Genomic DNA, 21789 nt, shown 5'->3' on the forward strand with positions numbered 1-21789 from the left:
GGTGCTGCTTTCCGGGCAGCACCTTTCTGTACAGCAACGTTTTCTGCTGGCCGTACCAGCCGTACGAGGAAAATTATGAGACGCCTTCCCGTGTTTTTTGTCCTGGACTGTTCAGAGTCCATGATTGGTGAAAACCTGAAAAAAATGACTGATGGTCTGCAAATGATCATCGGAGATTTAAGAAAGGATCCACACGCACTTGAAACAGCCTGGGTTTCGGTAATCGCATTTGCCGGTGTAGCCCGTACGATTGTACCTCTTCACGAAATTGCCTCGTTCTACCCTCCCCGCCTTCCCGTTGGCGGCGGTACGAGCCTTGGGGCCGCATTGCGTGAGCTGACCGTACAAATTGATACCCAGGTCAGAAAAACCACTCATGAGGCTAAAGGCGACTGGAAACCCGTCGTGTATCTCCTTACCGACGGACGTCCGACTGACGACACAACCGCAGAAGTGAAGCGCTGGAAGGATCACTACGCGAGTAAAGTGAATCTCATTGCCGTTGGCCTGGGGCCGTCAGCGGACCTGAATACCCTGCGGCAACTGACAGAGAATGTCATGCTGTTCACCGAGTCTCAGGAAGGGGACTTTACCCGCTTCATCAAATGGATCACAGCCTCGGTTACGGCGCACAGCCGCAGCGTCGGAGACGACAAACAACCTGAGCTCAGCCAGACTGAATACATAGTCCGGCTGGCCAAGGACGAGCCAGTAAAAGCGTACGACGAAAACTGCGTTACGCTTACCGGCCGTTGCAGCAAGACCCGTCGTCCGTATCTGATGAAGTATGAACGGCCACCAGCAAGGATTTCCGGGCTCGATTTCAGCCTGAACCTGAACAGCTTTAATATTGCCGGATGCTATCCCATCGATGAAGACTATTTTGCATGGTCAGATGCCACCGCTACCGGTTTGCAGGTAAACACCAGCGAACTGCATGGCGTACCGGGTTGCCCTCACTGCGGTAATGCCAGTGCGTTTGCCCTGTGCTCATGCGGAAAATTGCTGTGCATTGACGGCCCGGATGACGTGATCTGCCCGTGGTGTGAAACAGGTCTGTCATTCAGCAATGATGGCGGAAACACTAACTTCGACGTAAACAGAGGGAGAGGTTGATGTCGCAAAATGTTTTACTTGAAGAGAAGATTATCCGCTTAGTGCTGTCTGAGCTGGGCCACCCTGTAGAAGGTGAGCGGCTTTTTCTTCTATCGCACGACCCTTCCCTTACTGAAGAGATTATGCGGCTTAAAGAGCGGATTGAGAGCCTTGCACAGGGTTTATCTGCGCGGGTTAGCGAAGGTTATAACGACGCAGAGATCGCCCCCTCGTCAGCATCCAGCCTTTCCGATCAGCAACAAACGGTCGTAAGTGATGCTGATAACCCGGGCATTGACGCTACCGATACACCATTACTGCAACCCCTGCCAGAAAATGAACCTCATCCTCCGTTCTGGAAGCTGATGCCTTATTACGAATTTGATAAACCAGCACAGAGGGAAGACGAAAACCTGTCTTCCCTGGTATTAAAACCCGGGCAGATACCGACAGGCCAGCAGCGGGCCGGATTAGCTGTGCCACCTGCCGTTCCCCCGAGAGCTAAAATAGTTATTCCCAACGCCCGCGCAGGCGAACGTTTCTCTTCGCCGGTTGCTATAGTTCTGGATGAGGGCCAGCAGGCTACTGTCAGGGACGTTGTCTTTCCCAGGAACATTGGCCTGACCTTTGACAAAGAGCATAAGTTGCTGACAGGTACACCCACCGAAAGCGGCGATATAGAGCTTTCAGTACTCTGGTCATGCGCTTCGCACGACGAATGCGAAACAAAACAGCTTTTTATAGTCAATCCCGATCCGAGAAGCCTGTGGAAGGTGGTAGAGCCACCAGCAGACGCTTCCTACCCTAAGTCCCATCTGGACGCTGCTGGCCTGGTCAGGGGTGACATACGTATTGCTGCCGCCAGTCGCCGGGGACGATCTCATGAGCATGCCGGGAGCTTCAGAGATGACGACTTCTATATCAACCACTGCCAGGAAACAGGATGGTCTGTCATGCTGGTCGCAGACGGGGCCGGTAGTGCGGTAAATTCCCGGGAAGGCTCCCGGATTGCAGTCCAAACGGCTGGCGATTACCTTTTCAATCAGCTCAGTGGTTTGAAAGGCGTCCATCTAAAGCAGCACATCACGGCGTGGGAAGGGAGCGATCAGCAGGCAACCATAAACGCCATGCTTCATCATTTTAAACAGGCAGCTACGCTCGCGGTCAACAGTATCCAGAACGAAGCCATTTGTGCAGAACAACCTGTGAAATCCTATTCAACAACCCTACTGGCAACTGTAGCGCTACGAACTGATAACGAGCTGTTTGCGGCTGCATTCTGGCTTGGTGATGGTGCGATAGGTGCATACAGCCCTTCCGGTAAAGTCAGGATACTGGGAAATCCCGATAGCGGAGAATACGCAGGACAAACCCGCTTTCTTGACCAGAGCATTATCGCAGACCCCTCGTTTAGCGGCCGCATCAGCGTGGGTAAATGGAATGATGTATCTCACTTGATCCTCATGACAGATGGCGTATCAGACCCTCTGTTTGAGACAGATAACGGGCTTCGCAGTGACGAAAAATGGACCCGTCTCCTTGATGAGCTCATCCCTGTCCTTACAGACGCCAGTATTGCGCCTGAGAGGTTAGGCGACTGGCTTAACTTTTTCTCCACAGGGAACCACGATGACCGCACTATTGCGGTGTTGTGGTAAGGGATACGCTTCTTCGGTGATCAATATGGCAAATATTGTTACGTGCAAAACAAAGGACGGCGAAACAGTCCAGTATGTTGACGAGGTAATTGGTTCGGGCTCGATGAAGGATGTTTACTTCTCGCCTGATAAATCATACGTCGTCGCTTTTTATCATAAACCGCAGAACGAGCAGGCCCGGGATCGGATTGATATGATCACCGGACGCTACAGGCAAAACATTTTTGGCCAGTCCGGAGGTGAATACTGGAAGGACCTGTTTTGCTGGCCGACCCACGTTGTTGAGCATGGGGATAAAATCGGCATCGTGGTTCCAACCTACAAAAGCTACTTTTTCTTTAAATACGGCTCTAAAAACGATGATTTTCTTGGCATAAAAGGCCGTGAAAAGGAAGGCAAATGGTTTGCCAGCGCCAGCAACCAGAATAAATTTCTCGACCCACGTGAACGAGGCAATACGCTTACCTATCTCAAGGTCTGTCTGCTGCTAACAAGAGCCGTCAGAAGGATGCATGCGGCAGGTCTCTGTCACAGCGATCTAAGCTATAAAAACGTGCTTATCGATCCAGAAATGGGACATGCCTGCATCATTGACGTAGACGGCCTGGTTGTCCCTGGAAAGTATCCTCCCGACGTCGTGGGCACCCCGGATTTTATCGCTCCGGAAGTGGTGAAAACCAGCCATCTTTCCAAAGAGGATCCGAACCGCGTATTGCCAAGCATTTCTACTGACCGTCATGCGCTGTCGGTGCTTATCTACATGTATCTGTTCTTCCGTCATCCGCTACGTGGCGGAAAAATACATGACATGTCGGATGAAGTACGTGATGAGACCTTATCTATGGGTGAGAAGGCACTCTTCATTGAACATCCGACAGACAAAAGCAATGCAGTCAAAGTCAGTCAGCTATCCTCCTTTTCACTGCCCTGGGCTGACCCGGAGAAAATTCCTTACACCATCATGGGCCCTTATTTGACGCCTTTGTTTGAACGCGCCTTTATTGATGGCTTACACGATGCCAATAAACGCCCGACCGCCGATGAGTGGGAAAGTGCCCTGGTTAAAACAGTCGATCTGATACAGCCCTGCCAGAACAAGGCGTGTGAACAGAAATGGTACGTTTTCTCAGGTAAGACAAAGCCGGTTTGTCCCTACTGCGGTACGCCATACAAGGGTAAATTACCGGTTCTAAATTTATATTCATCCCGAAAGGAAGGCAGTTATCGTCCTGACGACCACCGGTTGATGGTGTGGAGCGGGCAGTCAATCTATGCGTGGCATGTGAATCGCCTCATTGCGCCAAATGAGCGCACAACCGATGCACAAAGGAAACGAGTTGGGTATTTTGTTTTCCATAACGATCAGTGGTGGTTAGTAAATGAAGGCATAAATGGGCTTATGTCATTACCGGATAAACGACAGATTGCCATTGGGGAAAAAATTGAACTGACGAATAACGCTCAGTTTGTTCTGTCAAAGGAGGAAGGCGGCAGGCTGGTCGTCGTTCAGTTAGTTGAAAACTAACGGACGCCCATTACGACTAAAACGTTCTGGCAGCATACTGAACCTGTTTAATGAATCACTATATTAAGCAGTGTCAAATTTAAGCTGCCAGAAAAAACTGACTGTCTGTGCCGGATATGCGGTACACCGCCTGCGGCAAGGGTTTAATGCGCAAAGCCCAAGTTATTTATAAAAGTGAATAATTTTGTGACTCTACCCTGCCGCTCTTCTTTCCAGTGTCATGGTTTTTAACATCTGAAATACTGACATTGTTAAGCCGGTGATTGTAAAAGGCGATGCGGACAATCTCATGAAGATATTCAAGTTCGTTTTGTGTCAAGGACTGGCCTTCCTGGGTTTTTGAAATCATTTCCTGCCAGCAGATCAGTCTTTCGTAACTGACATGTTCGCTGTTTTCCAGGCAGTGCAACCTGAAATAGCGAAGGAACAAAGGAAATTCATCGGTCTGAGCGATGTCATAAGCCCGAACCGTTAACCGACACAGACATACAATCGTATCCTGCTGTAACCTGACTAGCGCGTTATGACTGCCCGGAAGGATATCAGGCAATTTCATCTTACAGTCAGCAAGGCGCTGAAGAAGAGGCCCTTCCTCTGAAGGCTCCCGTCCCCGATACTCCTGAAGAGGTTCAGATTCAAGTTCATGCATTAATGGATGATATAGCCATTCCCGGGAACTGGTCTCATCAATGATCAGGCTTTCAATGCACTCACTGTATGTTGTTTTACGTCGCCCGAGCTGCACCTGACTGATTTCATATTCAATATCAGGAAGATCGATACGCAATGCGGCAACTCTTTCGGAAGGATGAAGATGGTCAAAGGTTAACTTCTCTGAAATGCTGCGATCCCTGTCCAGAAAGACGGCCACACATAAATCATTAACCTTTACGAACAGATCAGCTGTGCCTCCGAACATACTGCCGCTTCCACTAACCTCATTCAGTGAAACCGGCCCACCATCGTCGCCAGCGAGAAGATTTGGGAAACCAAGAACCTGGTGCTCGTTGATGACTTCAATAATCTTTCCCCGGATGGCTTCCATCAGACCATCACAGTCACCGGCTACAGCTGTACTGTGTGAGAAATGCCAAAGCTTGACCTCCCCCTGCTTTGCTAACAGATCAGTTTTGCAAGCGGGGCAGATGCAGTTACAGTCAATACCCCGGCTGACCTCTGTAATATCTAAAAAGAGTCCTGATTCTCGCTGGAGTCCAAATGGAATACCAAATGTATAACTCTTACGCATGGCTGCACCCCGTTTTTGATAATGATTCAAACTATATCCGAAATAACGGAGGAGGATTTCTGTAAAACGTATTAAAAGAAATGATTTTTCCGTCTTCCAGATTAATGTTTGACAAAAATCAAATGAGAGCCTTACAAATATTGAGAGAGAAGTTTAGGTAAAGTAACTTTTATCACTTCTAATAAAATGAAGGAGAATATCGGATGTATTTAGCAGTGGGCTTGGCTTATGATTAAAGTTTTTCTCCGAACTTAATAAACAACTTTAAAAGACAGGCTATTACAATGCCTTTAGCCCCGAAAGGGGCATAAACTATTTTCAAATCTAGGCACAGTCTTTTTGTTGTGCCAATATTAATAATTACTCGCGAACAAAGGTCCACACACTCGCAGGAACTTTGTCATATAACTTTTTCATTGTCAGTTCGGCTTTACGATGATCATAAGCACCAGAAATTTCAAGAGAGGCGACACCCGAGTTTTTTTCACATAACCTTTCAAATACTTTTTCGAGCGTTTCGAACGAACTACACTTACGGAATTTCATTAAATAAGACTGCTTTGTGTCAGACATAATCAACCTTCTTTAGACAGGCCTCAACTGGCCAGGGATAATCTTAATATCATTTTTCACTTAAGCCTAACGATTTCACAACCTTTTTCGTTGTTTCCACCCTGTTCATAACCAGGTACATGAGTGCTAAAATGACCTGTAATTAAAACCAGTGTATCCCGGTGAGCAGGATGAAGAATCAATCAGTGATCAGACAGTTTTCGGAAAGCGAATTGCATCAGCAGCTGGAAACGTTCGGCAACCATGATAAACAGCTTTCACGCTTGATCCGTTACTTTTCCCATCTGAGATACAACACTGCTAAAACCTATCTGCACTGGCTACGAGTATGGAACGAATGGTATCTGGCGAATGCCCGGTTGCATACAGACTGGCCAGTAAGTTCGCTCCCCGTGTCTGAGGACGCTCTGCTTGCGTTTATGGGGCATCTTGAAGGCAAATTGTCACGAAGCAGCATAAACAGCTGTCTTCAGGCCTTAAATAGTATCCATAAAAAAGGGCTTAACCTGCCCGGGATTATTACGTCTGAAGCATGGTACATGCTGGAAGCCTTAAAACAATCGGAAGCCCGGAAGCGAAAGACGACTAAACAGGCAACTCCCTTTCTTATTGGCGATCTCAAGGCTCTGATAAAGTTACGCAGTACTACAAACTCAGTTCGTAAACTTCGTGACCTGTGCCTGATCTGGACAGGCTTTGAAACACTGCTCCGTTCATCCGAAATTCGACGTATACGTCTGAAAGATCTGTCTCTGGATAGTATGACCGGTGAATTTAACCTGACGGTATACCGTACAAAAACGAACATTAGTACACTTCTTACCTACCGGCTGACACGTCAGTTAACTAACTGCCTCTTGAGATTGATGAACCTCGTGAAAATGGATCAGCACAGTCATCCGGATGAATTCCTTTTCCAGGCCGTAAATTTCCATGATACAGGCTATATGCCACCCGGCTGGAAGCTTCGGAGTAAGGGGAATGAGCTATCTGAACTTCTTAAAAGGCATAACCTACCCTATCGTGCTAAGCAAAGTCTTCTGAACGATGAAGATGAAGAAGACACTGTGGACGATGCCGGTATGCTCAGCAAAAATTCCCTTTTACGAGCATTTAAAGAGATGTGGAATGAGCTTTATCCAAATGAGACTAAAACTCGTTACTGGACAGGGCACAGCGTTCGTGTAGGCGGAGCGATACAGCTAAATATTGAAGGTTACTCGCTACCACAGATTATGGAAATGGGGAACTGGTCGAATGAAGAAATGGTTATGCGCTACATTCGTAATATTGAAGCTGGTAAAAAAGCAATGATCAAGCTTATGCGAAATGCCTTTGATGAATAGCGCCCTCACGGGCGCATAACTTTATTTTTTCTTGAACGGGTTAAGTCTGGTGAGATTAGAGAGTGCCCCTCCCGGAGGCAAAATTCCCGTTCTTTTATATTTGTACACGCCATTTAATTTCATTGTCTGGATTCCAAGATTAATAAGCGTGACAAGTTTAAGGGTATACAGAAGTGTAAATTGTGGAGCAACCTGAATAAAAACCAATAACAAGCCTGCACACATTACACGTAGCCATGCCGCGTACTCCATGCTCAGCGGACGCTTGAAATAGAATCTTTCGAGCAAATCAACTGTCTTATTACTGATCCACGCCGCCGCCACGGAGAGTAACAACACGATGCACACCATAATGCCCAGTTCCATTTTCACTCCCTTCTCTTTTAGTCTCTTTAAGTTGAGGCTTAGCCACAGTAGTTTTGTTTTTTGCTTTTTTCTTAGGTTTGGTATGATGAAACAGAAAACAATCCACCATTACCCAACCATTTTTATATCGAGCCACCAGCATCTTCTGGCTGGGGTAATGAGCATGAAACAGCATTTTCACGTCCATGGTGCCCATCAACGACTGTTTGCGCTTTAGCTCATCCTCAGCCATCTGAAATTCTTGTAAGAATTCTGAAGACAGACGCTGACGCAGGATTCTTATGGCACTGGAGTTTTCATCATTCTTTGCCAGATGCCCGAAGCGTACTAGTGCCTTGTGGGTTATCTGGATGGGTCCCAGATGAGAGCTGAGCTGTTCGTACTGCCAGAAGTAGGTCAAATCCACCTTAACCCAGCTGATGCTGTCCAGCAGAGCCTCGTTCATGATGGTTCCGGACATTGGTACCATTGTCAGCCTGGCCAGACGCATATGTATGTAGTCCGTAAGCAACCTCAGCGACTCAGGAACGTTTTTATTGAGCAGGAGATGCTGAAGCACCGGGGTTGCGGTCTGCCAACACAGATTGCGCCCGTCAGGCAGGAAAGCAAACTTTTGATCGTCAGGCGCAGAGTTCGAAGCGTTTTCCTTACGAAGCAAAAAATAATGGCCGCACAGCAGCTCTGCTCTTACCTGGTCCTCGTCAGGGTCATGTCGGGCTTTACTTAGATCAACGGTAAGCACAACGCGGTTAATCGCATCAGCGTGATATTTTTTTACCCAGACGCAGACACGATAGAGACGCTCATCGATTTTCTGGCTGGCTGTGGAAATCCATTGCATTGTTGTTCCTTAATTTTCGGGGCTGACAATGAAAATGCCCAGCTCAGCCCCCGGCACGAGTTCTGTATATTTCAGGCTCAGCTTCCGTTGGTTGGACGGGCCCTGGCTGTTTTCAGGAGCCCAGTCAGAGAGCGTTTTTAATTGAGGTATGTTGCCTGCTGCGAAAATGGGCAAGGATGCTTTTACTACTGAATAATCAGTCTCAGCATATTTATTCCCGTTTCGTTCCTGCCCTTCAGGCCTAAATGCAAAAATGTGAGCAATCGGAACAGGGAAAGAGTTAGTTCGACAAAGGCGATAAGATTCGCCCTGCTTCAGTGGGTGAAATTCAAGACGGTGTAAAGCCTTATCGATATTAGACACGACATTCAAATTGGTAGTTGCTACATTTTTTACTTCTGAGGCTCTCCTGCGCTCCAACAAACTCACAAGTTGCTCTGCTGTTTTAACTTCCTGGTTTCGGTTTAGCCGCCATGAAAAAGTAACTTTTTTAAGCTGGGACTTGATGAAAAGGACATTTCTTGTTGAGTGCATAGCGACAAGGCCCGGGAGCTTCTTGTGCACTTTATCAAAACGGACATTCTTTTTATTATCGATACGCCTCATTGCCGCAGCAAAATCATTTTTTGCTTCATTTATAGATGTGATCAAGCTTTCGAGAAGATCTGCTCTTTCTGGGACAATGATAAGACCCGGGTATTTAGTGGTCACTTTGGTGGAATCATGACTTAATGACTCTATGTCATCCACACAGATGTCAGTAAGTGCCTGAATAATTTCCTCAACCGAAGCATCGTCTTTAACACTAACCCTGATGGGTTTAACCTGCTTCAGTCGCTCTTCTGTTCGAGATACGGTGGAGACAGTCATCAGGTTTGCCATCAGCGGGGGGGTGTTCGAAAGAAAACACTTAAGCGAGTCGATACGTTCCAGAATCTGGTCACGAAAATAGGGCAAATCGTCATAACTCATACGTTTCTCCAGGCTCATGTTATTTCAAATCAATTTTGCTGCCCTGGCTGACCTTGCAGAACATAAATGTCATGTAAACCTCTAAAGAAGTCATTTTGAAACAGCTTTCACAGCATGCGATTTATGTTCGATAGGGCTCATGAACAAAGGATGATAATGGAGACGCCATGGATAGTGGATAGTCTTACCCACCTGGGTGATCCGATTGAGGCGAAAACGACCATTTATACAGTCAACTGACCAAAGCCCGGGAGAAACTAACCTCTTCCAGCGGTAAAAAGAGAAACCTGCAACACAGAGGTCATGCTCCAGGAAATGTTGAGTTTCGACGACGCGAACTTTTATCAAAAACCCCAGCATTGGCGAAAACCAGATCAACAACCATGTTGGCGGCAGGATGACTTTGTTCAGGAGATGATCTGTCATAAGCAAGGCAGATAACATCAGAAAACTGATAGTCAACCACAGGGCCATCCAACCGGCCCATACGCGGCTCTGACAGGGTTTCCATTCGAGAAGAAAAAGTTTTTTATGCATTCTGCCCCGCCTAATTTTAATGTATTGCCGAAGTATGCTGCATCATGATGGTGGTGCGGGGAAAGATTTCAAACTTCCACAATTCTGAAGCCGTGTTCCAACCATGAAAGATCCCGTCTCCACAGCGAGTGTTAAAAGCAAGAATTTCATCCCTGACCTGGTAAGCGAGCACTTCTGGCATATCAATAAATTCAGGTAAGGAAAGAAGAATCCCATGGATAACTTCTCCGGTTAACTTACTCATAACCTCTTCCTCAGACAGGGCAGCGTCCGGGAACAAACACGACGGAAGTGAAAAACAACATAGGTCAAGACCAAGAGCAGCCCTTCCTGCGTCGTAGCCTTCTTCATTAACGACAAAACGAAAGAATTTTTCAGCCTCACCCAGTAATGTTGACGGTCCTTCAGACGGAACTTCAATACCACTGAAGACTTTATCGGTCCAGTTGGTAAATGGACTGGTGAAAACCCAACAAATTAAGGATAACGCCAGCTCTTCCTTAAACATACGTTCAGTGCCGGTTGTTCTGGAAAGTTGCTTTTGAGTACTCATGTTTTACCTGTTGCATGAAATTATTGATGTTATATAAACACAACCGGCATTTTATCTAATAGGTTTGAAAACACTAAAAATCGCAAATGCTGGTACCTTTCTGTTTTAAGAGATTTTCAAGGTAAAGTGAGGCGAGATCAATTGGCTGGTTCTCTTCAAGACAGGCTCGCACAAGATCTTCAATAGAGACCGAATCAACCCCCCTTCCCTGTAAAATTTCTTTAGCAGATGCCAGCGTTTTATGAACGCTTCGACTTAGTTGTAATCTGACTTGTGTGCGGGTATCAAAAAGACAATCTTCTGTGACACTTTGTGAAACGGTTCTACTCATTGAAAAATCACTCCATTTCTGGGATCGAATGAAAATTAACAGCTATAGATGTATCAGGTTTCCCATTTTCTACGATACTCAACCACGTACGCGCTGAGATTTGTTGTTCACAGACGAGTATGTAACCTGTTCCCTGTTGATGATGTAGCTCAAGAGCTTTTAGGATAGGCCCTGAATGAGGTCCGAGAGCATCACGCGTGTGAATAAGCGTTTGCTCTGGCAATACGTTGCTAAGCATAGACAGCAGAACATTACGCTCATCCTCATTATCCGACAAAACAAGAATTATACGAAAACCCGTTTTTATACGAAATCTGATCTCTGAAACTAACTTTCTTAATCTTAATTTATATATGACCAGGCGGAATCGAGTCATCAGTAAAGAAACCACTGTGAAGATAACGATTACTGCGCCATATTTTGACCTGTAGAACCACCAGTTAAGGCCTCCAGCAACTATCAGGATTAACATTAAAATTAAACTCCCATAGAAAAAAAGTGCTGGGTAGCGAGTTGTCTTTCCTTCAATTAGTGCTGAGGCAAATATCAAAATGGATATTCCGTAAATTACCCAGTCAAAAATACTTTCTCCAATCATTCTTTAGTGAACATCCTTAAAAGTGGAAATGTAGGTTTATGGGTTTATGCATTTTCCTGATGGCCTTGACAACCAAGGATTTCACAGAAATTGTCACAGTGTGAAGCTGTAACAAAGCGCTCTCCACGTTCGAATCGCTCAACCAAATCCTTTCTTACTTCACTTCCAGGTTTCTGGAAGATGTACTCAAGCTGGAGATCCTCGGCCGTAGAAAGTAGTCGTTCTATGCTGAAATCAACATGGTAAAAGCAAAACTGATTATCAACCGGGGGAAAGTTGCTTTTGGTACTGTTCTCGTTTTTGGATTTTAGTTCATTCATGAGCTCTCCTTGGTTGAGAACAGTATACAAATCTCTTTAGGGATTTTTTTTCGTTAATAGCACTTTTTTGAGTTTAAAGAGTATGTTCATACCAGAGCATTAGAGGCTACGAAAAGGATAATGGAATTAGAAAGATAGATTTTAAGTGGTGATGTAAGGTGGGATAGGTAGAAGAGGAGTAGACGCTTGTAAGCGAGGCAAAAAAAAGGCACGGAAACCGTGCCATAAGAGTATGTGAGAAAAAATCAAAATCAGGGAAAGAATCAAGCAGCTTGTGAAACTGAATCTCCAACTGCAAGATTTAAATTTCTTAGGTTATCGAAAACTTCAGATACTAAGTCATTACGGTCGTGGATTTTAATCCGCCCACCGGTTAACTCTGAAACATAAACGGTATGGCAGAGGTCAGTAACCACTTCGCCGTATTCATCAACGACTTCCAAAGATGCAATCATCGGAATATAAGAAGCCGCAGCATAGCTCTCATAAATACTTATTATGGAGTCATTGTTGCGTCGAGAAATTACCCTACCAGAAGGTAAAGCCTCATCTTCCATATAGCAATCAGATAGGTCCTCACAGAAGTCATTTTCTTTAAGTGAAATATTAAGGGTCAATTCACTGTTGATAGAGCGTGAATAAGAATATTCACTCAGTTTATAGCAAGCCAAACTAATATCACTAAAAGTTTCATAAGCTTTATAGAGGCTCGATGTTATAGACTCAGATACAAATGTTATTAGTCCAATAAAATGAGTATCCCAGAACTGTTGCAAAGCAAAACGGGCAATCATAACCTGACCATCAACCTGCATCAGTCTGTTATATTCATCCCGGTCATAACCTTTCGACTGAGAAACATCATTAGACATGCTAAGAACTTCACTACAAACATCATCATATTCAAAACGACTAGTTGCAAAGTGTTTTCCTGAAATTTCAAGGTACTGACCAGAGACTGCGTCAAACACCTCAAGAAAGTAACAGAGTCGCGATTTTAAAGATTCTCTGTTTAAAGCTTCTATTTCATTCTCAGAGATACTATCGACATATAAATCAACAACATTCTTGAGTTCAATAGCTTTGATATTACAGGTAAAAGAAAGCTCGTCACTTTGACAATGGCAAACACTTAATACTATATCCGCCTCATCAAAATCTATGCCAAGATAACTCAGAACTGCTCGGACATAGTTTTTATCATCAGATGAATGTGTCATATACACTACCTCGAATTTGAGAGGAAGTGCCCCAGAAGGGAAGCGACTTCCCCACTGGGTTAGATAAAAATTTGGTTAAGCTAAAAGAAGATGCCAGCGACAGATTTTACATTGTCATAGACAAGTGTCTTCAGCCAACCAAAGTTACTTTTTTGGACTGAAGCAAAAGGATCATTGAGACGCGTTACGAAAATCGTCAAAAGCTTCAGTTATTAGTAATGTGCGATCAGTTACTCTGTATCGGTCATTACTTTCGAGAGATACGTAAGTTGAATGCGAAGAATCACAGACAACACGCCCTCTTTTATTGATCAATCTTACTTCCATCATCACCGGCACATTGATAATTGAAGCAACATCGGTATAGAGGGATATGAGGGCATCATTGTCACAATATAACGCCCCGTTCCCATCAAATGTATCGTTAAACTTAATATATATATCTGGCATATTTGCCGGATAATCATCAGTATTGAAATCAATGCATAACTTTAAGTCATCATTAATACGGCGATTAATCTTATGCTGCCCTACACGTACAAAGCCATGTTCAACAGCTTTGATAATCCTTAAAGTTTCATTAAGACAATCTGTAATTCTTTTCTCGACAAATGAGATAAAGTCACCAAAGTCGGAATGAAAAAACTGTTTAAGTGCAAATTTCGCAACTAACACTTTCCCATCCACCTTCATTTTATCGAGATAAAGATTTCTTATAGCATCAGTAGAAGAATTAGCTTTAGATAACTCTTCACAGTCATTAATAATCATTGAAACAATATCAATAACTTTAACTGGGCTTAAAGTATTACTATATCCGCGAATATCAAACGTAAAAAATCCGAAATTCTTAAATACTCCAAGAAAATAAATTATTTTTTGTTTCAAAAGAATAGAATCGGAGTAAGATGCGTTGTGCTTTATTAGCTCAGATATGTAGAGATCCAACATACAATTTAAATTATCGATATCTACATCGTAATCAAAGGTTACTTTGTCGAACGAAGTATCAGATAATTGAACGGTTATATCGTCAGCGGAAACATTAAGGCCTAAATTTTGATAAAGAAAGGCACTAACAAATTCCACGTGGTCAGATTCTTTAAACATTTACACTACCTCATGACTAAAAAGGAAGTGCTTCCCACCGGGAAGCAGGTTCCCGGATGGGTTAGATTAATTATAAAAGAGTTCTTCAGAAGGTACATGCATTTCTGGTTTGAACTGTTTTAAGGAGTTGTTTATAGCTTTTCGATATAACCCTGAAGAGTGTGGCTTAAACATTTGATATTCCGTAACGAGCAGAGGAGACGTAAAGCATCCTAAGTTCACTAGTGAAATACTTGATGTTTCTTCACAAACATCTAATTCAGCGTATATCCGCCTCTTCATTACCCTGCCTGCTAAATAGCGACGAACATGATTTATAAACTTGTCCGCATCTGATATAGAATTAACTATATAATCAGATGTGACTATCTGATTAGATACAGTTTCAGGTATAGCTTCGGCTATTATTTTTACGTTCATTTCATAATCAACACTATGGAAGCAAGCAAGAATTTGTGGCTTCGCGCTTTCTAAAATCTTTTCAAGAACAGAAAAAATCAGAGAGAACTCGTTTAAAATTCGCTTTTGTATAAGTCCATGTAGATGTTTTATGAAAGGAGAACCGTGTTCAACAAGGCCTAGTATAAGATCCTTAGAGGCCAAATCTGAGCGGTAATAAACGTATTCTAGATTATCCCGGTTAAATCCTTTGAAAAGCAAATCAGGCTGCTCTGAGACCAGTCGTAAATGAGTTGAAGCTATAGAAACTTCAAAACGAAAGTTCGCGAGATTTACAGGACCTGCTTTTAATGTAGCCGCTTCGGAAAAATAAATGAAAAGAGGATGCAAATCATCGTTACCACTGTAAAGATGGTCTGCACCCTTAAGATATTTCACCAAATGAGGTAGAAAAGATATTACTGGAATATCAGCCACAAATCGAATATGCCGAAATGGTTTTGAATCCAAATATATATTTTCCACTACAGCGCCAACAAAACCCATTTTAACAAGAATAGATTCAACTAACTTTTGTATAGCATTCATTTCAATACCCTCTTAATAGAGGGATTTCTCCCATAGGGAGAAATCCCTATGGGAGAAAATAATTTTAATTAATAATTATAGCGAAGCGCATGTTCTTTTTCACTAAGATGGTTTTCATATTCCGACTTACCAGAACTTAAACACTCTTTGAAAAAGACCTTTGAAAAATTCTTCAAGTCACTTCGGTTATTAATTTCTTTGTCAGACATCAACTTAGCTGAGTGTGAGGTATCAACAGGCCCCAACCACCATTCATATTTAATATAAACACAATTGGTTTGTGTATGTCCATTTAGAAATCGTTTTGCATTTCTAAGTATTTTTCTACAACCGTTAAGGTCTGAAAGTAAGATATCTGGAGCAATGAGCTCTTCCAGAATATGACCAGGTAAGCCTTTCCTAAAAAGCTCAACATCGTAACTACAATACCAGTCACGATAATTAAAAGCTTTAATAAGTCTTTCAGGTGTATCCAAAGATATCTTATTCAGGATTTTTAATGCAAAGCATACAGCATCTTTTAACAACTCGTGCACCTCAACATTGATAAATGAGAAAAACGAGCTTAATTCTTTCTCTAAGGAATTATACAACTTACCGTAAATATCCTGAGAAAAAAGATACTGCAATCTTTCTTTATTATAAGTGCAATTCGAAATTGAATAGACTTCTCCTCTTTCGATTTTGCACCCTTCCCTTAAAACTATAGGAAACCTCAAATGGTTAACAAAGAAAGAATGATTCTTTCTTTGCTTCAAAGCATCTAATTGAAATTTCGTAATTTCCTCCAGATTTGCATCTTCAAAACCTGGAAAGGGAATATCACAGAAACAAGAACTATATGCTTTTGCTGATTCATACATAAACTCCAGTGAAACATCAGCATCAAAAGACATACCAGAGAACATGCCCTGCCCATTGTCTAAAAATGTAATGTTTTTAACCTGTATTTTTTTATGTTGAACAACCAAAAAGGCATTAATGATTTTTTCGATAATTTTCATGTGATCCTCTCTCAATAAAAAAAGGGATCACTCCCATATGGGGTGTGATCCCCACATGGGTATAATTTAATTAAAAATCTGTAAGACCTAAATCTTTATTTCTACCACAAACTGTAGAAGATATAAGACGTTTTACTCGCTTTCGAGCACTTCGGCCTGACGTATCTTTCAAGTACATCGGTAATGACAATGATGAAATTTGATTACTTCGCTTATGATGGCAGACTATATAGCCCTGCCTCCACCCCGAACGCACAAACTCACGGATGCGGTTAATATATGCCGAAGCTTGAGATTTTGTACTTATCGATTCAGAACACTTTAAGTTCTGTTCGATAGAGTAAAGCTCAGCCGCCATGAATTTCACCTCATACAGCTCATCGCCATAACTTATAGTTTTCAACAGCTCTTCCTTTTCCCGAATGAAAAATACTTGCTGCATTCCAAGGATCAGGTCATAGGCCTCTCGAAAGAGGTCGATAAGCTTATTACGAACATAAATCATAAACTCCTCAAAGTGCTGAAGCCAGAAATAAGCCGCATTACTTATTTGTGAATTGTGAGAACAAACAAGCCCTTTAGCAAGCTCGACCTCTTCCTCCCGAAAAGTAAAGTTACTTTTCTTAAACCGACTTTGTTCAAAAATGCTTTGATGCATTTCTATCCATACAGAAACAAAACCGAGGGATTCAAATTCTTCGTTTAACAAATGTAAACTTTCGAAGATTTTCTGAATTTCGATCCCGATGTCATATGACAGTGGACATTCTTTTATAGAATAAACATAACCGGGTAGGAAGTGAGATAAATGCTCAGTTCGCAAATATAAACTGAATTTAAGTTCTGTCAGTGGTTGTTTCAAAGATAACTTAGATGATTCGCTTATATTTACTGGTTCAACGCCATTTCTAATCAAAATAGCTTTTACCAGGTCCGTAGCTAACTTCATACAGCCTCCATTCGTTATTGAGGCCTCCCTGATGCAGGTTGGCCATCAGGGAAAATATGTAAATCAATTAGCAATCAATCAGACCGTTGCCATGACATTGTCAATGTATCTGACAAGGGATGGGCGGTCGTCCTGTAAGGCAAAACGGCGAAGGTCATCAAGATTATACGCAGGAAGAGAATCAGCGTAACCTCGAATACGAAGGTCCTCAACCACAACTTTTATATACTCAAATCGTCCAAGATTCCCTTTTAATGGGGGTTTTCCTGGACTAGACAGCATATCGTCTGCTTGCTCCCATGTGATTTCTTTAGCTTCACCACTATGTAGATCAAGATGGACATATATGAATGACTTATAATCTCCACGGCAACGAAGATAATATTTCGGATAGAAATATTTGTCACAACGCAACAAACACGTTCCTGAAGGACGAACTACGTACAACAGGTTTCTGTCATTTTCTAATATGCTATGTTTCAAAATCGTTATATCTATCTCATTATCATGCAGCAAATAGCATGACGATGGTTCATTGACGATGCGCGATTTTATAACAGCAGCAAATTTATTAAAAACTTCGTTAATTTGAAAATTCATTAAAATGCTCTCCGATGTAAAACGACGAGCATCACCATAACGGTAATACTCCCGTTATGGGTTTTAATAGTTTATGGAATAACCATGTCATACAACCGACCATAGCCAGTAGTACCGCACATTTATTTAACTGAGCAAGCATCTCAGCCGTGAAAAGACCTTAAAGGCAGGTAATTATCACGAAGGAAAGCGGTTATCTTATCAATACAATTTTAAAATATAATATTGATAAGATAACCCCCCCCGCAAAAAGCGGGGGAGTTATCGTTGTTACAGCTGATTAAGACATTCAGGAGCCCAGTGAATCGGGAATCCATCCTGCCCTGTTAACTGGAGAACATCGTTCCAGTCGATACCCTTTTTCCCATCAGGAATATCTTGTGCTGGTTCGAAGACTTCAATTGTCAGCTTTGATGCGGGATATCGTTTAGCCAAAAACTCAACCATGCGGCTTTGAAGTCGCTGAGCAGCTTCAATACCGGCACGAGTGCCTTGTGAGTTAGCAATATCCTTATCCGCCCAGATATAAAAGTTTATAGATTTTACATCCGGCGGAGGCAGTAAAAAATCAGGAACAGTAACGTTTTCAAGGCACCATGCGGAGCTGGCTGCCCAGCATGGTGTTGAAGTCGCTTCTACAACAGAAAGCGCGTTCTCGATCCCTTCAGCCACTCCCAGTGTCCAGGTCGAACTACCTGAATCATAGTGAGGGTCAAACAACTGAATTGAGCCACCTGTCATATCGGCAGGAGGCTTCATCATCAGCTTTGGATTTTCTACAGGTGCCTTATCACCATTTTTGTCTACGTATGTTCTATGAATAGTCAGAGGCCGACCTCGGGTGTCACGATAGATCGCAATCATTCCCGGATAGATAATCGATTTCTGCTTATCTTTATCCCAATAGTAGATCCGGTTATTAAAGCCTAAATCCTTTGGTAAGTGACTCAGTAAGCGGGAGATCCCACGATTACGGAGGTACAAAGCAACAGGAGTATTAGGCTTGATTTCACCGGTATAGTGATACATCACATCAAGTTTTCGCATTCGCTTTGCCACTTCCTCTCGGTCAAGAGTTTCTGTGGCACGAACTGCTGATTTATAGCGTCGTTCATTTTCAATGTCGGCGTCAGTTAACGGAGCATGCAGATCCATCCCGAAAAAATCTGAGAGAATCTTTTTGCAAGTCTGCGTTTTACTTAATTCATAATATTTCGCCAGAACATCAATTCCGTCGCAAAACTCATTTACCGGAAAGTCATTATGGATCGCACATCCGGTATAAAGGTCTTTTTGTCGGAAACGAAACTTCGATTTCCCTGCGCCAGTAAACGGGCAAGGAACCTGGCTCGGGGCTTTTGCACAAGCGTCTTTGAAAGCAGGTATTCTTTCGAATATATACTTCCAGCCAGACACTTCAGCAATTCGAGCATGAACGAGTTTAATAAAGTGTTCAGATACTTCCTGTGGATTACGACGAAGAGCCGGGGATGCATAAGTCATGATGATCTCTCTTATCTGGCATTGTGAGTTTCTCAATGCCTTCTGCGGTGCAGAAGACAGGGAGAAACCCACAACGCAGAATTTAAGAAAGAGGGCCCGGGGGCCCTCAACATTTATGCTTCAGTCGTGAAGCCATTATTCTCAAGACACTGTATGTAGTTATCTACAAGTAACGCAGCCTGCTGGCTATTACCCTCCGCTATAGTGACTTCGCGGAAGATTCTTTCCTGAGGGCTATCATTGCTTATAACTTCACCAACACGTCCGAAAATACGGACTTTATGCATCGCACCGACTTTTTCATGTTCTACACGGTAAGTTTTTATCTGAGTCATATTTTGCTCCTTATTCCTTCATGGAGCAAAAAGACCCACCGGGGCCTTTTGCCCCGATTGGGTAGAGTTTATTAAGAAAGTATTTGATGAACTAGCTTACTGACTTCAATAGACAATAAAGAAGTATCATCAACTGTTACGAAAGTGTCCGTTTCAAAACCAATTATTTCATCAGTCTTAATACCAACACCAACGATTTCTATTCCATTACATTTAGCCTTTTCCATAACTTCGCCGATAGTAAATTCCGATTTATTCGGATAACCATCAGTTATAAGAAAAATTATTTTCCTATCGAATTGGCTGTCAAGTAACAGATCAACAGCTGCCATTAAAGCCGATCCCGTAGGGGTATAATAACCCTTACATCCAAGAGTGAATTTCGATAGAGATTCCTCAACGCTTTGATCAAACGTTTTGATAATCTCAAATTCACTTTCCTTGAAGGGAAAGACTATATTGGAGACATGCATTTTTGACAAACTTTCAGCGGCCATCGATAAAGCAAGATCTGACTTAATGGCATGAATATATCTTTCATCATTAGCCATTGACGCTGAAATATCACGAACTAATACGAGGCCAACATGCCCTCTATTTTTAGATTCGCTTTGAGCTCTGAAGACATCACGAACTCCCATTGGTGACAGAATTAATCGATTTCCATCGAAGGTAATTCCACGCTCATGAGTTTTGTTTCGGCCACGCATTTTAACCTGCTGTAAAACAGACAAGTCGCTACCGATTGAATGACTCAGAGACAAAGCCTCATTGTAAACATTCAAATCGATAAGGAGATCAGGGATATCCCATTCAGAAGCACCGAATTCGGCTTTCACGTCATCGGATACTTTTGATGCAATACCTTCAATCTCTTTAGCCAAAGCATCGTGATAATCTTCGCTATCCTCATCACTGCCAAGAAAGGCATCCAACAAATCTGCCAGTATCTCCCATTGAGCCGATGAAAAGTTACTTTCATCTTCAACGTTAGTCGAACTGGCTTCATCTGATTCACTCTCGGAAGGGTTAATCGCATCAGTATCGTCTTCAATAATGTTATCACCTGTGGGATTGCCACCGGTGGGTTCATTATTTCCCTCGTTATCTTCAGCAAGTTCTGAAGGCTCAGAACATCCCTCTTGAGCAAGATCAGAGTTATCGGAAGTATCTGCCTGACCTTCACTATCGTCCTCAGAATCATCCTCACGACTATCAGTCGACTCAAGCGATTTATCTTCTGATTCGGTATCGGTATCGGTATCGGTCTCGGATTCATCATATGCCTCCTGCTCCTCCTGCTCTGTCTGCTGCTGTTGTTCCCTTGCCTCATCCCGCAGTCTCTCTAAAAGAGCCAGGGTCTTACGAGCAAGGGATTCACAGCCCTGAGTATTTTCACAACCAAGAGCATCATGAAAAATTTCCTCAACATCAGAAATTACTGGAGAAAGTATCTTTTGGGCATAGTCAAAAAACGGATCGAGTGTTTCTTTGTGACCTGCCTGCTGAAGGACTTTTACTCGCAATGAGTTAAGCAGATACCACTCAATAAATAGGACAGGATTTTCCGGACGAGAAGATATATCAGGAGTCATCCTTCCGGCTTTAACCATCAGTGCGTAAGTGGCTGCAAGCCGCCGCTTTGCATCCGGATAATCGTTACCAACCTTCTCTTCCATCTGTACATCATCGAACAGATTTATAAGCCCGGTAAGACGTTTTGCCCTGCTATAAGCTTTACGTTTCTCAGCGAGGCTCTCAAACTCTGCATTCATTCCGTCATCGAAGCGTGTAAACCCTTCAGATGACTTGAGAACACTATTAAAGGCGTCACTGTAAACCTCGCTGTCGGTATAGCGACCATGACCAGCTTCATGACAGGTAAAACCTTCAATCAGACTGACAAAGTCATCATCGCTATAATCGCCGTTTGGTAAAACACAAACTTTATTTACAGGATCAAAATACGGTCCTTTGGTATTGTCGTCTATTACAACTCTTACATCGCCTAAGCCGCTAATGACTTTTGCTATATTCTGTAAACGCTTAATATGGCGCGGTGATGATTTAAGATCTAATTTCATAGAATACCTCTTTATAAAAAAGGGGTACTCACC

At 42.9% G+C, this 21789-nt stretch carries 23 protein-coding genes; 4 read left to right on the forward strand and 19 right to left on the reverse strand.

The window, feature by feature from the left end; translation table 11 throughout:
- Positions 1–75: 75 nt before the first annotated feature.
- From HU143_RS23485 to HU143_RS23495, 3 genes are read left to right on the forward strand one after another with little or no spacing between them, the layout of a single operon-like run.
- A complete protein-coding gene (locus HU143_RS23485) occupies positions 76–1116 on the forward strand; it encodes a TerY-C metal binding domain-containing protein (RefSeq protein ID WP_001253653.1) in 1041 nt (346 codons plus the stop codon).
- Positions 1116–2753 (forward strand): PP2C family serine/threonine-protein phosphatase, encoded by a 1638-nt coding sequence (locus tag HU143_RS23490; protein ID WP_000081622.1) that lies wholly within the window; start codon positions 1116–1118, stop codon positions 2751–2753. Before HU143_RS23485 ends, HU143_RS23490 begins: the two co-directional genes overlap by 1 nt.
- Positions 2754–2778: 25 nt before the next feature.
- Positions 2779–4278: a helix-hairpin-helix domain-containing protein gene (locus HU143_RS23495; protein WP_001284313.1), complete on the forward strand. Its 1500-nt coding sequence runs from the start codon at positions 2779–2781 to the stop codon at positions 4276–4278.
- 166 nt (positions 4279–4444) lie between these two features.
- On the opposite strand, the gene HU143_RS23500 is transcribed toward HU143_RS23495, so the two are convergent.
- Together HU143_RS23500 and HU143_RS23505 are read right to left on the reverse strand one after the other, a co-directional pair.
- Positions 4445–5527, reverse strand: coding sequence for a hypothetical protein (locus tag HU143_RS23500; protein WP_001232449.1), 1083 nt, complete (start codon positions 5525–5527; stop codon positions 4445–4447).
- 360 nt (positions 5528–5887) lie between these two features.
- Positions 5888–6100, reverse strand: coding sequence for an Hha/YmoA family nucleoid-associated regulatory protein (locus tag HU143_RS23505; RefSeq protein ID WP_001285422.1), 213 nt, complete (start codon positions 6098–6100; stop codon positions 5888–5890).
- 170 nt (positions 6101–6270) lie between these two features.
- On the opposite strand from HU143_RS23505, the gene HU143_RS23510 reads away from it, so the two are divergent.
- The gene (locus HU143_RS23510; protein WP_000795947.1) at positions 6271–7446 is read left to right on the forward strand and encodes a tyrosine-type recombinase/integrase; all 1176 of its coding nucleotides are present in this window, start codon (positions 6271–6273) and stop codon (positions 7444–7446) included.
- A 21-nt stretch (positions 7447–7467) separates the two neighbouring features.
- Here HU143_RS23510 and HU143_RS23515 read toward each other — a convergent pair whose 3' ends face one another.
- The 17 genes from HU143_RS23515 to HU143_RS23595 all read right to left on the reverse strand — a co-directional run bounded on the left by HU143_RS23515 (position 7468) and on the right by HU143_RS23595 (position 21756).
- Positions 7468–7812 carry a hypothetical protein gene (locus tag HU143_RS23515; protein WP_001805195.1) on the reverse strand — a complete coding sequence of 115 codons (345 nt, stop codon included), beginning with the start codon at positions 7810–7812 and terminating at the stop codon, positions 7468–7470.
- Positions 7748–8653 carry a hypothetical protein gene (locus tag HU143_RS23520; RefSeq protein WP_001198594.1) on the reverse strand — a complete coding sequence of 302 codons (906 nt, stop codon included), beginning with the start codon at positions 8651–8653 and terminating at the stop codon, positions 7748–7750. Before HU143_RS23520 ends, HU143_RS23515 begins: the two co-directional genes overlap by 65 nt.
- 9 nt (positions 8654–8662) lie before the next feature.
- Positions 8663–9625: a DNA replication terminus site-binding protein gene (locus HU143_RS23525; RefSeq protein ID WP_000119427.1), complete on the reverse strand. Its 963-nt coding sequence runs from the start codon at positions 9623–9625 to the stop codon at positions 8663–8665.
- Positions 9626–9715: 90 nt separating this feature from the next.
- The gene (locus HU143_RS23530; RefSeq protein ID WP_000549069.1) at positions 9716–10162 is read right to left on the reverse strand and encodes a hypothetical protein; all 447 of its coding nucleotides are present in this window, start codon (positions 10160–10162) and stop codon (positions 9716–9718) included.
- 16 nt (positions 10163–10178) lie between these two features.
- Positions 10179–10715, reverse strand: a complete 537-nt coding sequence (locus tag HU143_RS23535; protein WP_000107168.1) for a hypothetical protein — start codon at positions 10713–10715, stop codon at positions 10179–10181.
- A gap of 73 nt (positions 10716–10788) precedes the next feature.
- Positions 10789–11046 carry a hypothetical protein gene (locus tag HU143_RS23540; RefSeq protein ID WP_001371933.1) on the reverse strand — a complete coding sequence of 86 codons (258 nt, stop codon included), beginning with the start codon at positions 11044–11046 and terminating at the stop codon, positions 10789–10791.
- A gap of 7 nt (positions 11047–11053) precedes the next feature.
- A complete protein-coding gene (locus tag HU143_RS23545; RefSeq protein WP_000578892.1) occupies positions 11054–11644 on the reverse strand; it encodes a hypothetical protein in 591 nt (196 codons plus the stop codon).
- 44 nt (positions 11645–11688) lie between these two features.
- A complete protein-coding gene (locus tag HU143_RS23550) occupies positions 11689–11964 on the reverse strand; it encodes a hypothetical protein (protein WP_001004201.1) in 276 nt (91 codons plus the stop codon).
- Between the two features lie 263 nt (positions 11965–12227).
- The gene (locus HU143_RS23555; protein WP_046788424.1) at positions 12228–13184 is read right to left on the reverse strand and encodes a hypothetical protein; all 957 of its coding nucleotides are present in this window, start codon (positions 13182–13184) and stop codon (positions 12228–12230) included.
- 171 nt (positions 13185–13355) lie between these two features.
- A complete protein-coding gene (locus HU143_RS23560) occupies positions 13356–14294 on the reverse strand; it encodes a hypothetical protein (protein ID WP_000472043.1) in 939 nt (312 codons plus the stop codon).
- Positions 14295–14360: 66 nt separating this feature from the next.
- On the reverse strand, positions 14361–15281 hold the full coding sequence (locus HU143_RS23565; RefSeq protein ID WP_000991699.1) for a hypothetical protein: 921 nt from the start codon (positions 15279–15281) through the stop codon (positions 14361–14363).
- A 68-nt stretch (positions 15282–15349) separates the two neighbouring features.
- Positions 15350–16285, reverse strand: coding sequence for a hypothetical protein (locus HU143_RS23570; protein ID WP_000691118.1), 936 nt, complete (start codon positions 16283–16285; stop codon positions 15350–15352).
- A gap of 70 nt (positions 16286–16355) precedes the next feature.
- Positions 16356–17234, reverse strand: a complete 879-nt coding sequence (locus HU143_RS23575; RefSeq protein WP_000762004.1) for a hypothetical protein — start codon at positions 17232–17234, stop codon at positions 16356–16358.
- A gap of 78 nt (positions 17235–17312) precedes the next feature.
- Positions 17313–17834 (reverse strand): hypothetical protein, encoded by a 522-nt coding sequence (locus HU143_RS23580; RefSeq protein ID WP_080229799.1) that lies wholly within the window; start codon positions 17832–17834, stop codon positions 17313–17315.
- A 270-nt stretch (positions 17835–18104) separates the two neighbouring features.
- Positions 18105–19337: a DUF7146 domain-containing protein gene (locus tag HU143_RS23585; RefSeq protein ID WP_000220381.1), complete on the reverse strand. Its 1233-nt coding sequence runs from the start codon at positions 19335–19337 to the stop codon at positions 18105–18107.
- 113 nt (positions 19338–19450) lie between these two features.
- Positions 19451–19672, reverse strand: coding sequence for a hypothetical protein (locus HU143_RS23590; protein WP_042634307.1), 222 nt, complete (start codon positions 19670–19672; stop codon positions 19451–19453).
- Positions 19673–19743: 71 nt separating this feature from the next.
- Positions 19744–21756, reverse strand: a complete 2013-nt coding sequence (locus tag HU143_RS23595) for a VWA domain-containing protein (RefSeq protein WP_046788423.1) — start codon at positions 21754–21756, stop codon at positions 19744–19746.
- Positions 21757–21789: the final 33 nt, after the last annotated feature.

It is taken from the genome of Salmonella sp. SJTUF14076, from assembly GCF_015534835.1.
Classification (GTDB): Bacteria; Pseudomonadota; Gammaproteobacteria; order Enterobacterales; family Enterobacteriaceae; genus Salmonella; species Salmonella enterica.

Bases quoted from the DNA above. Each gene is read 5' to 3' on its own strand.
- HU143_RS23540 (WP_001371933.1), bottom strand. From the start codon at position 11,046: ATGAGTAGAACCGTTTCACAAAGTGTCACAGAAGATTGTCTTTTTGAT.
- HU143_RS23555 (WP_046788424.1), bottom strand. From the start codon at position 13,184: ATGACACATTCATCTGATGATAAAAACTATGTCCGAGCAGTTCTGAGT.
- HU143_RS23590 (WP_042634307.1), bottom strand. From the start codon at position 19,672: ATGACTCAGATAAAAACTTACCGTGTAGAACATGAAAAAGTCGGTGCG.
- HU143_RS23550 (WP_001004201.1), bottom strand. From the start codon at position 11,964: ATGAATGAACTAAAATCCAAAAACGAGAACAGTACCAAAAGCAACTTT.
- HU143_RS23545 (WP_000578892.1), bottom strand. From the start codon at position 11,644: ATGATTGGAGAAAGTATTTTTGACTGGGTAATTTACGGAATATCCATT.
- HU143_RS23505 (WP_001285422.1), bottom strand. From the start codon at position 6,100: ATGTCTGACACAAAGCAGTCTTATTTAATGAAATTCCGTAAGTGTAGT.
- HU143_RS23500 (WP_001232449.1), bottom strand. From the start codon at position 5,527: ATGCGTAAGAGTTATACATTTGGTATTCCATTTGGACTCCAGCGAGAA.
- HU143_RS23525 (WP_000119427.1), bottom strand. From the start codon at position 9,625: ATGAGTTATGACGATTTGCCCTATTTTCGTGACCAGATTCTGGAACGT.
- HU143_RS23530 (WP_000549069.1), bottom strand. From the start codon at position 10,162: ATGCATAAAAAACTTTTTCTTCTCGAATGGAAACCCTGTCAGAGCCGC.
- HU143_RS23510 (WP_000795947.1), top strand. From the start codon at position 6,271: ATGAAGAATCAATCAGTGATCAGACAGTTTTCGGAAAGCGAATTGCAT.
- HU143_RS23575 (WP_000762004.1), bottom strand. From the start codon at position 17,234: ATGAAGTTAGCTACGGACCTGGTAAAAGCTATTTTGATTAGAAATGGC.
- HU143_RS23560 (WP_000472043.1), bottom strand. From the start codon at position 14,294: ATGTTTAAAGAATCTGACCACGTGGAATTTGTTAGTGCCTTTCTTTAT.
- HU143_RS23490 (WP_000081622.1), top strand. From the start codon at position 1,116: ATGTCGCAAAATGTTTTACTTGAAGAGAAGATTATCCGCTTAGTGCTG.
- HU143_RS23495 (WP_001284313.1), top strand. From the start codon at position 2,779: ATGGCAAATATTGTTACGTGCAAAACAAAGGACGGCGAAACAGTCCAG.
- HU143_RS23580 (WP_080229799.1), bottom strand. From the start codon at position 17,834: ATGAATTTTCAAATTAACGAAGTTTTTAATAAATTTGCTGCTGTTATA.
- HU143_RS23565 (WP_000991699.1), bottom strand. From the start codon at position 15,281: ATGAATGCTATACAAAAGTTAGTTGAATCTATTCTTGTTAAAATGGGT.
- HU143_RS23520 (WP_001198594.1), bottom strand. From the start codon at position 8,653: ATGCAATGGATTTCCACAGCCAGCCAGAAAATCGATGAGCGTCTCTAT.
- HU143_RS23585 (WP_000220381.1), bottom strand. From the start codon at position 19,337: ATGACTTATGCATCCCCGGCTCTTCGTCGTAATCCACAGGAAGTATCT.
- HU143_RS23485 (WP_001253653.1), top strand. From the start codon at position 76: ATGAGACGCCTTCCCGTGTTTTTTGTCCTGGACTGTTCAGAGTCCATG.
- HU143_RS23535 (WP_000107168.1), bottom strand. From the start codon at position 10,715: ATGAGTACTCAAAAGCAACTTTCCAGAACAACCGGCACTGAACGTATG.
- HU143_RS23515 (WP_001805195.1), bottom strand. From the start codon at position 7,812: ATGGAACTGGGCATTATGGTGTGCATCGTGTTGTTACTCTCCGTGGCG.
- HU143_RS23570 (WP_000691118.1), bottom strand. From the start codon at position 16,285: ATGAAAATTATCGAAAAAATCATTAATGCCTTTTTGGTTGTTCAACAT.
- HU143_RS23595 (WP_046788423.1), bottom strand. From the start codon at position 21,756: ATGAAATTAGATCTTAAATCATCACCGCGCCATATTAAGCGTTTACAG.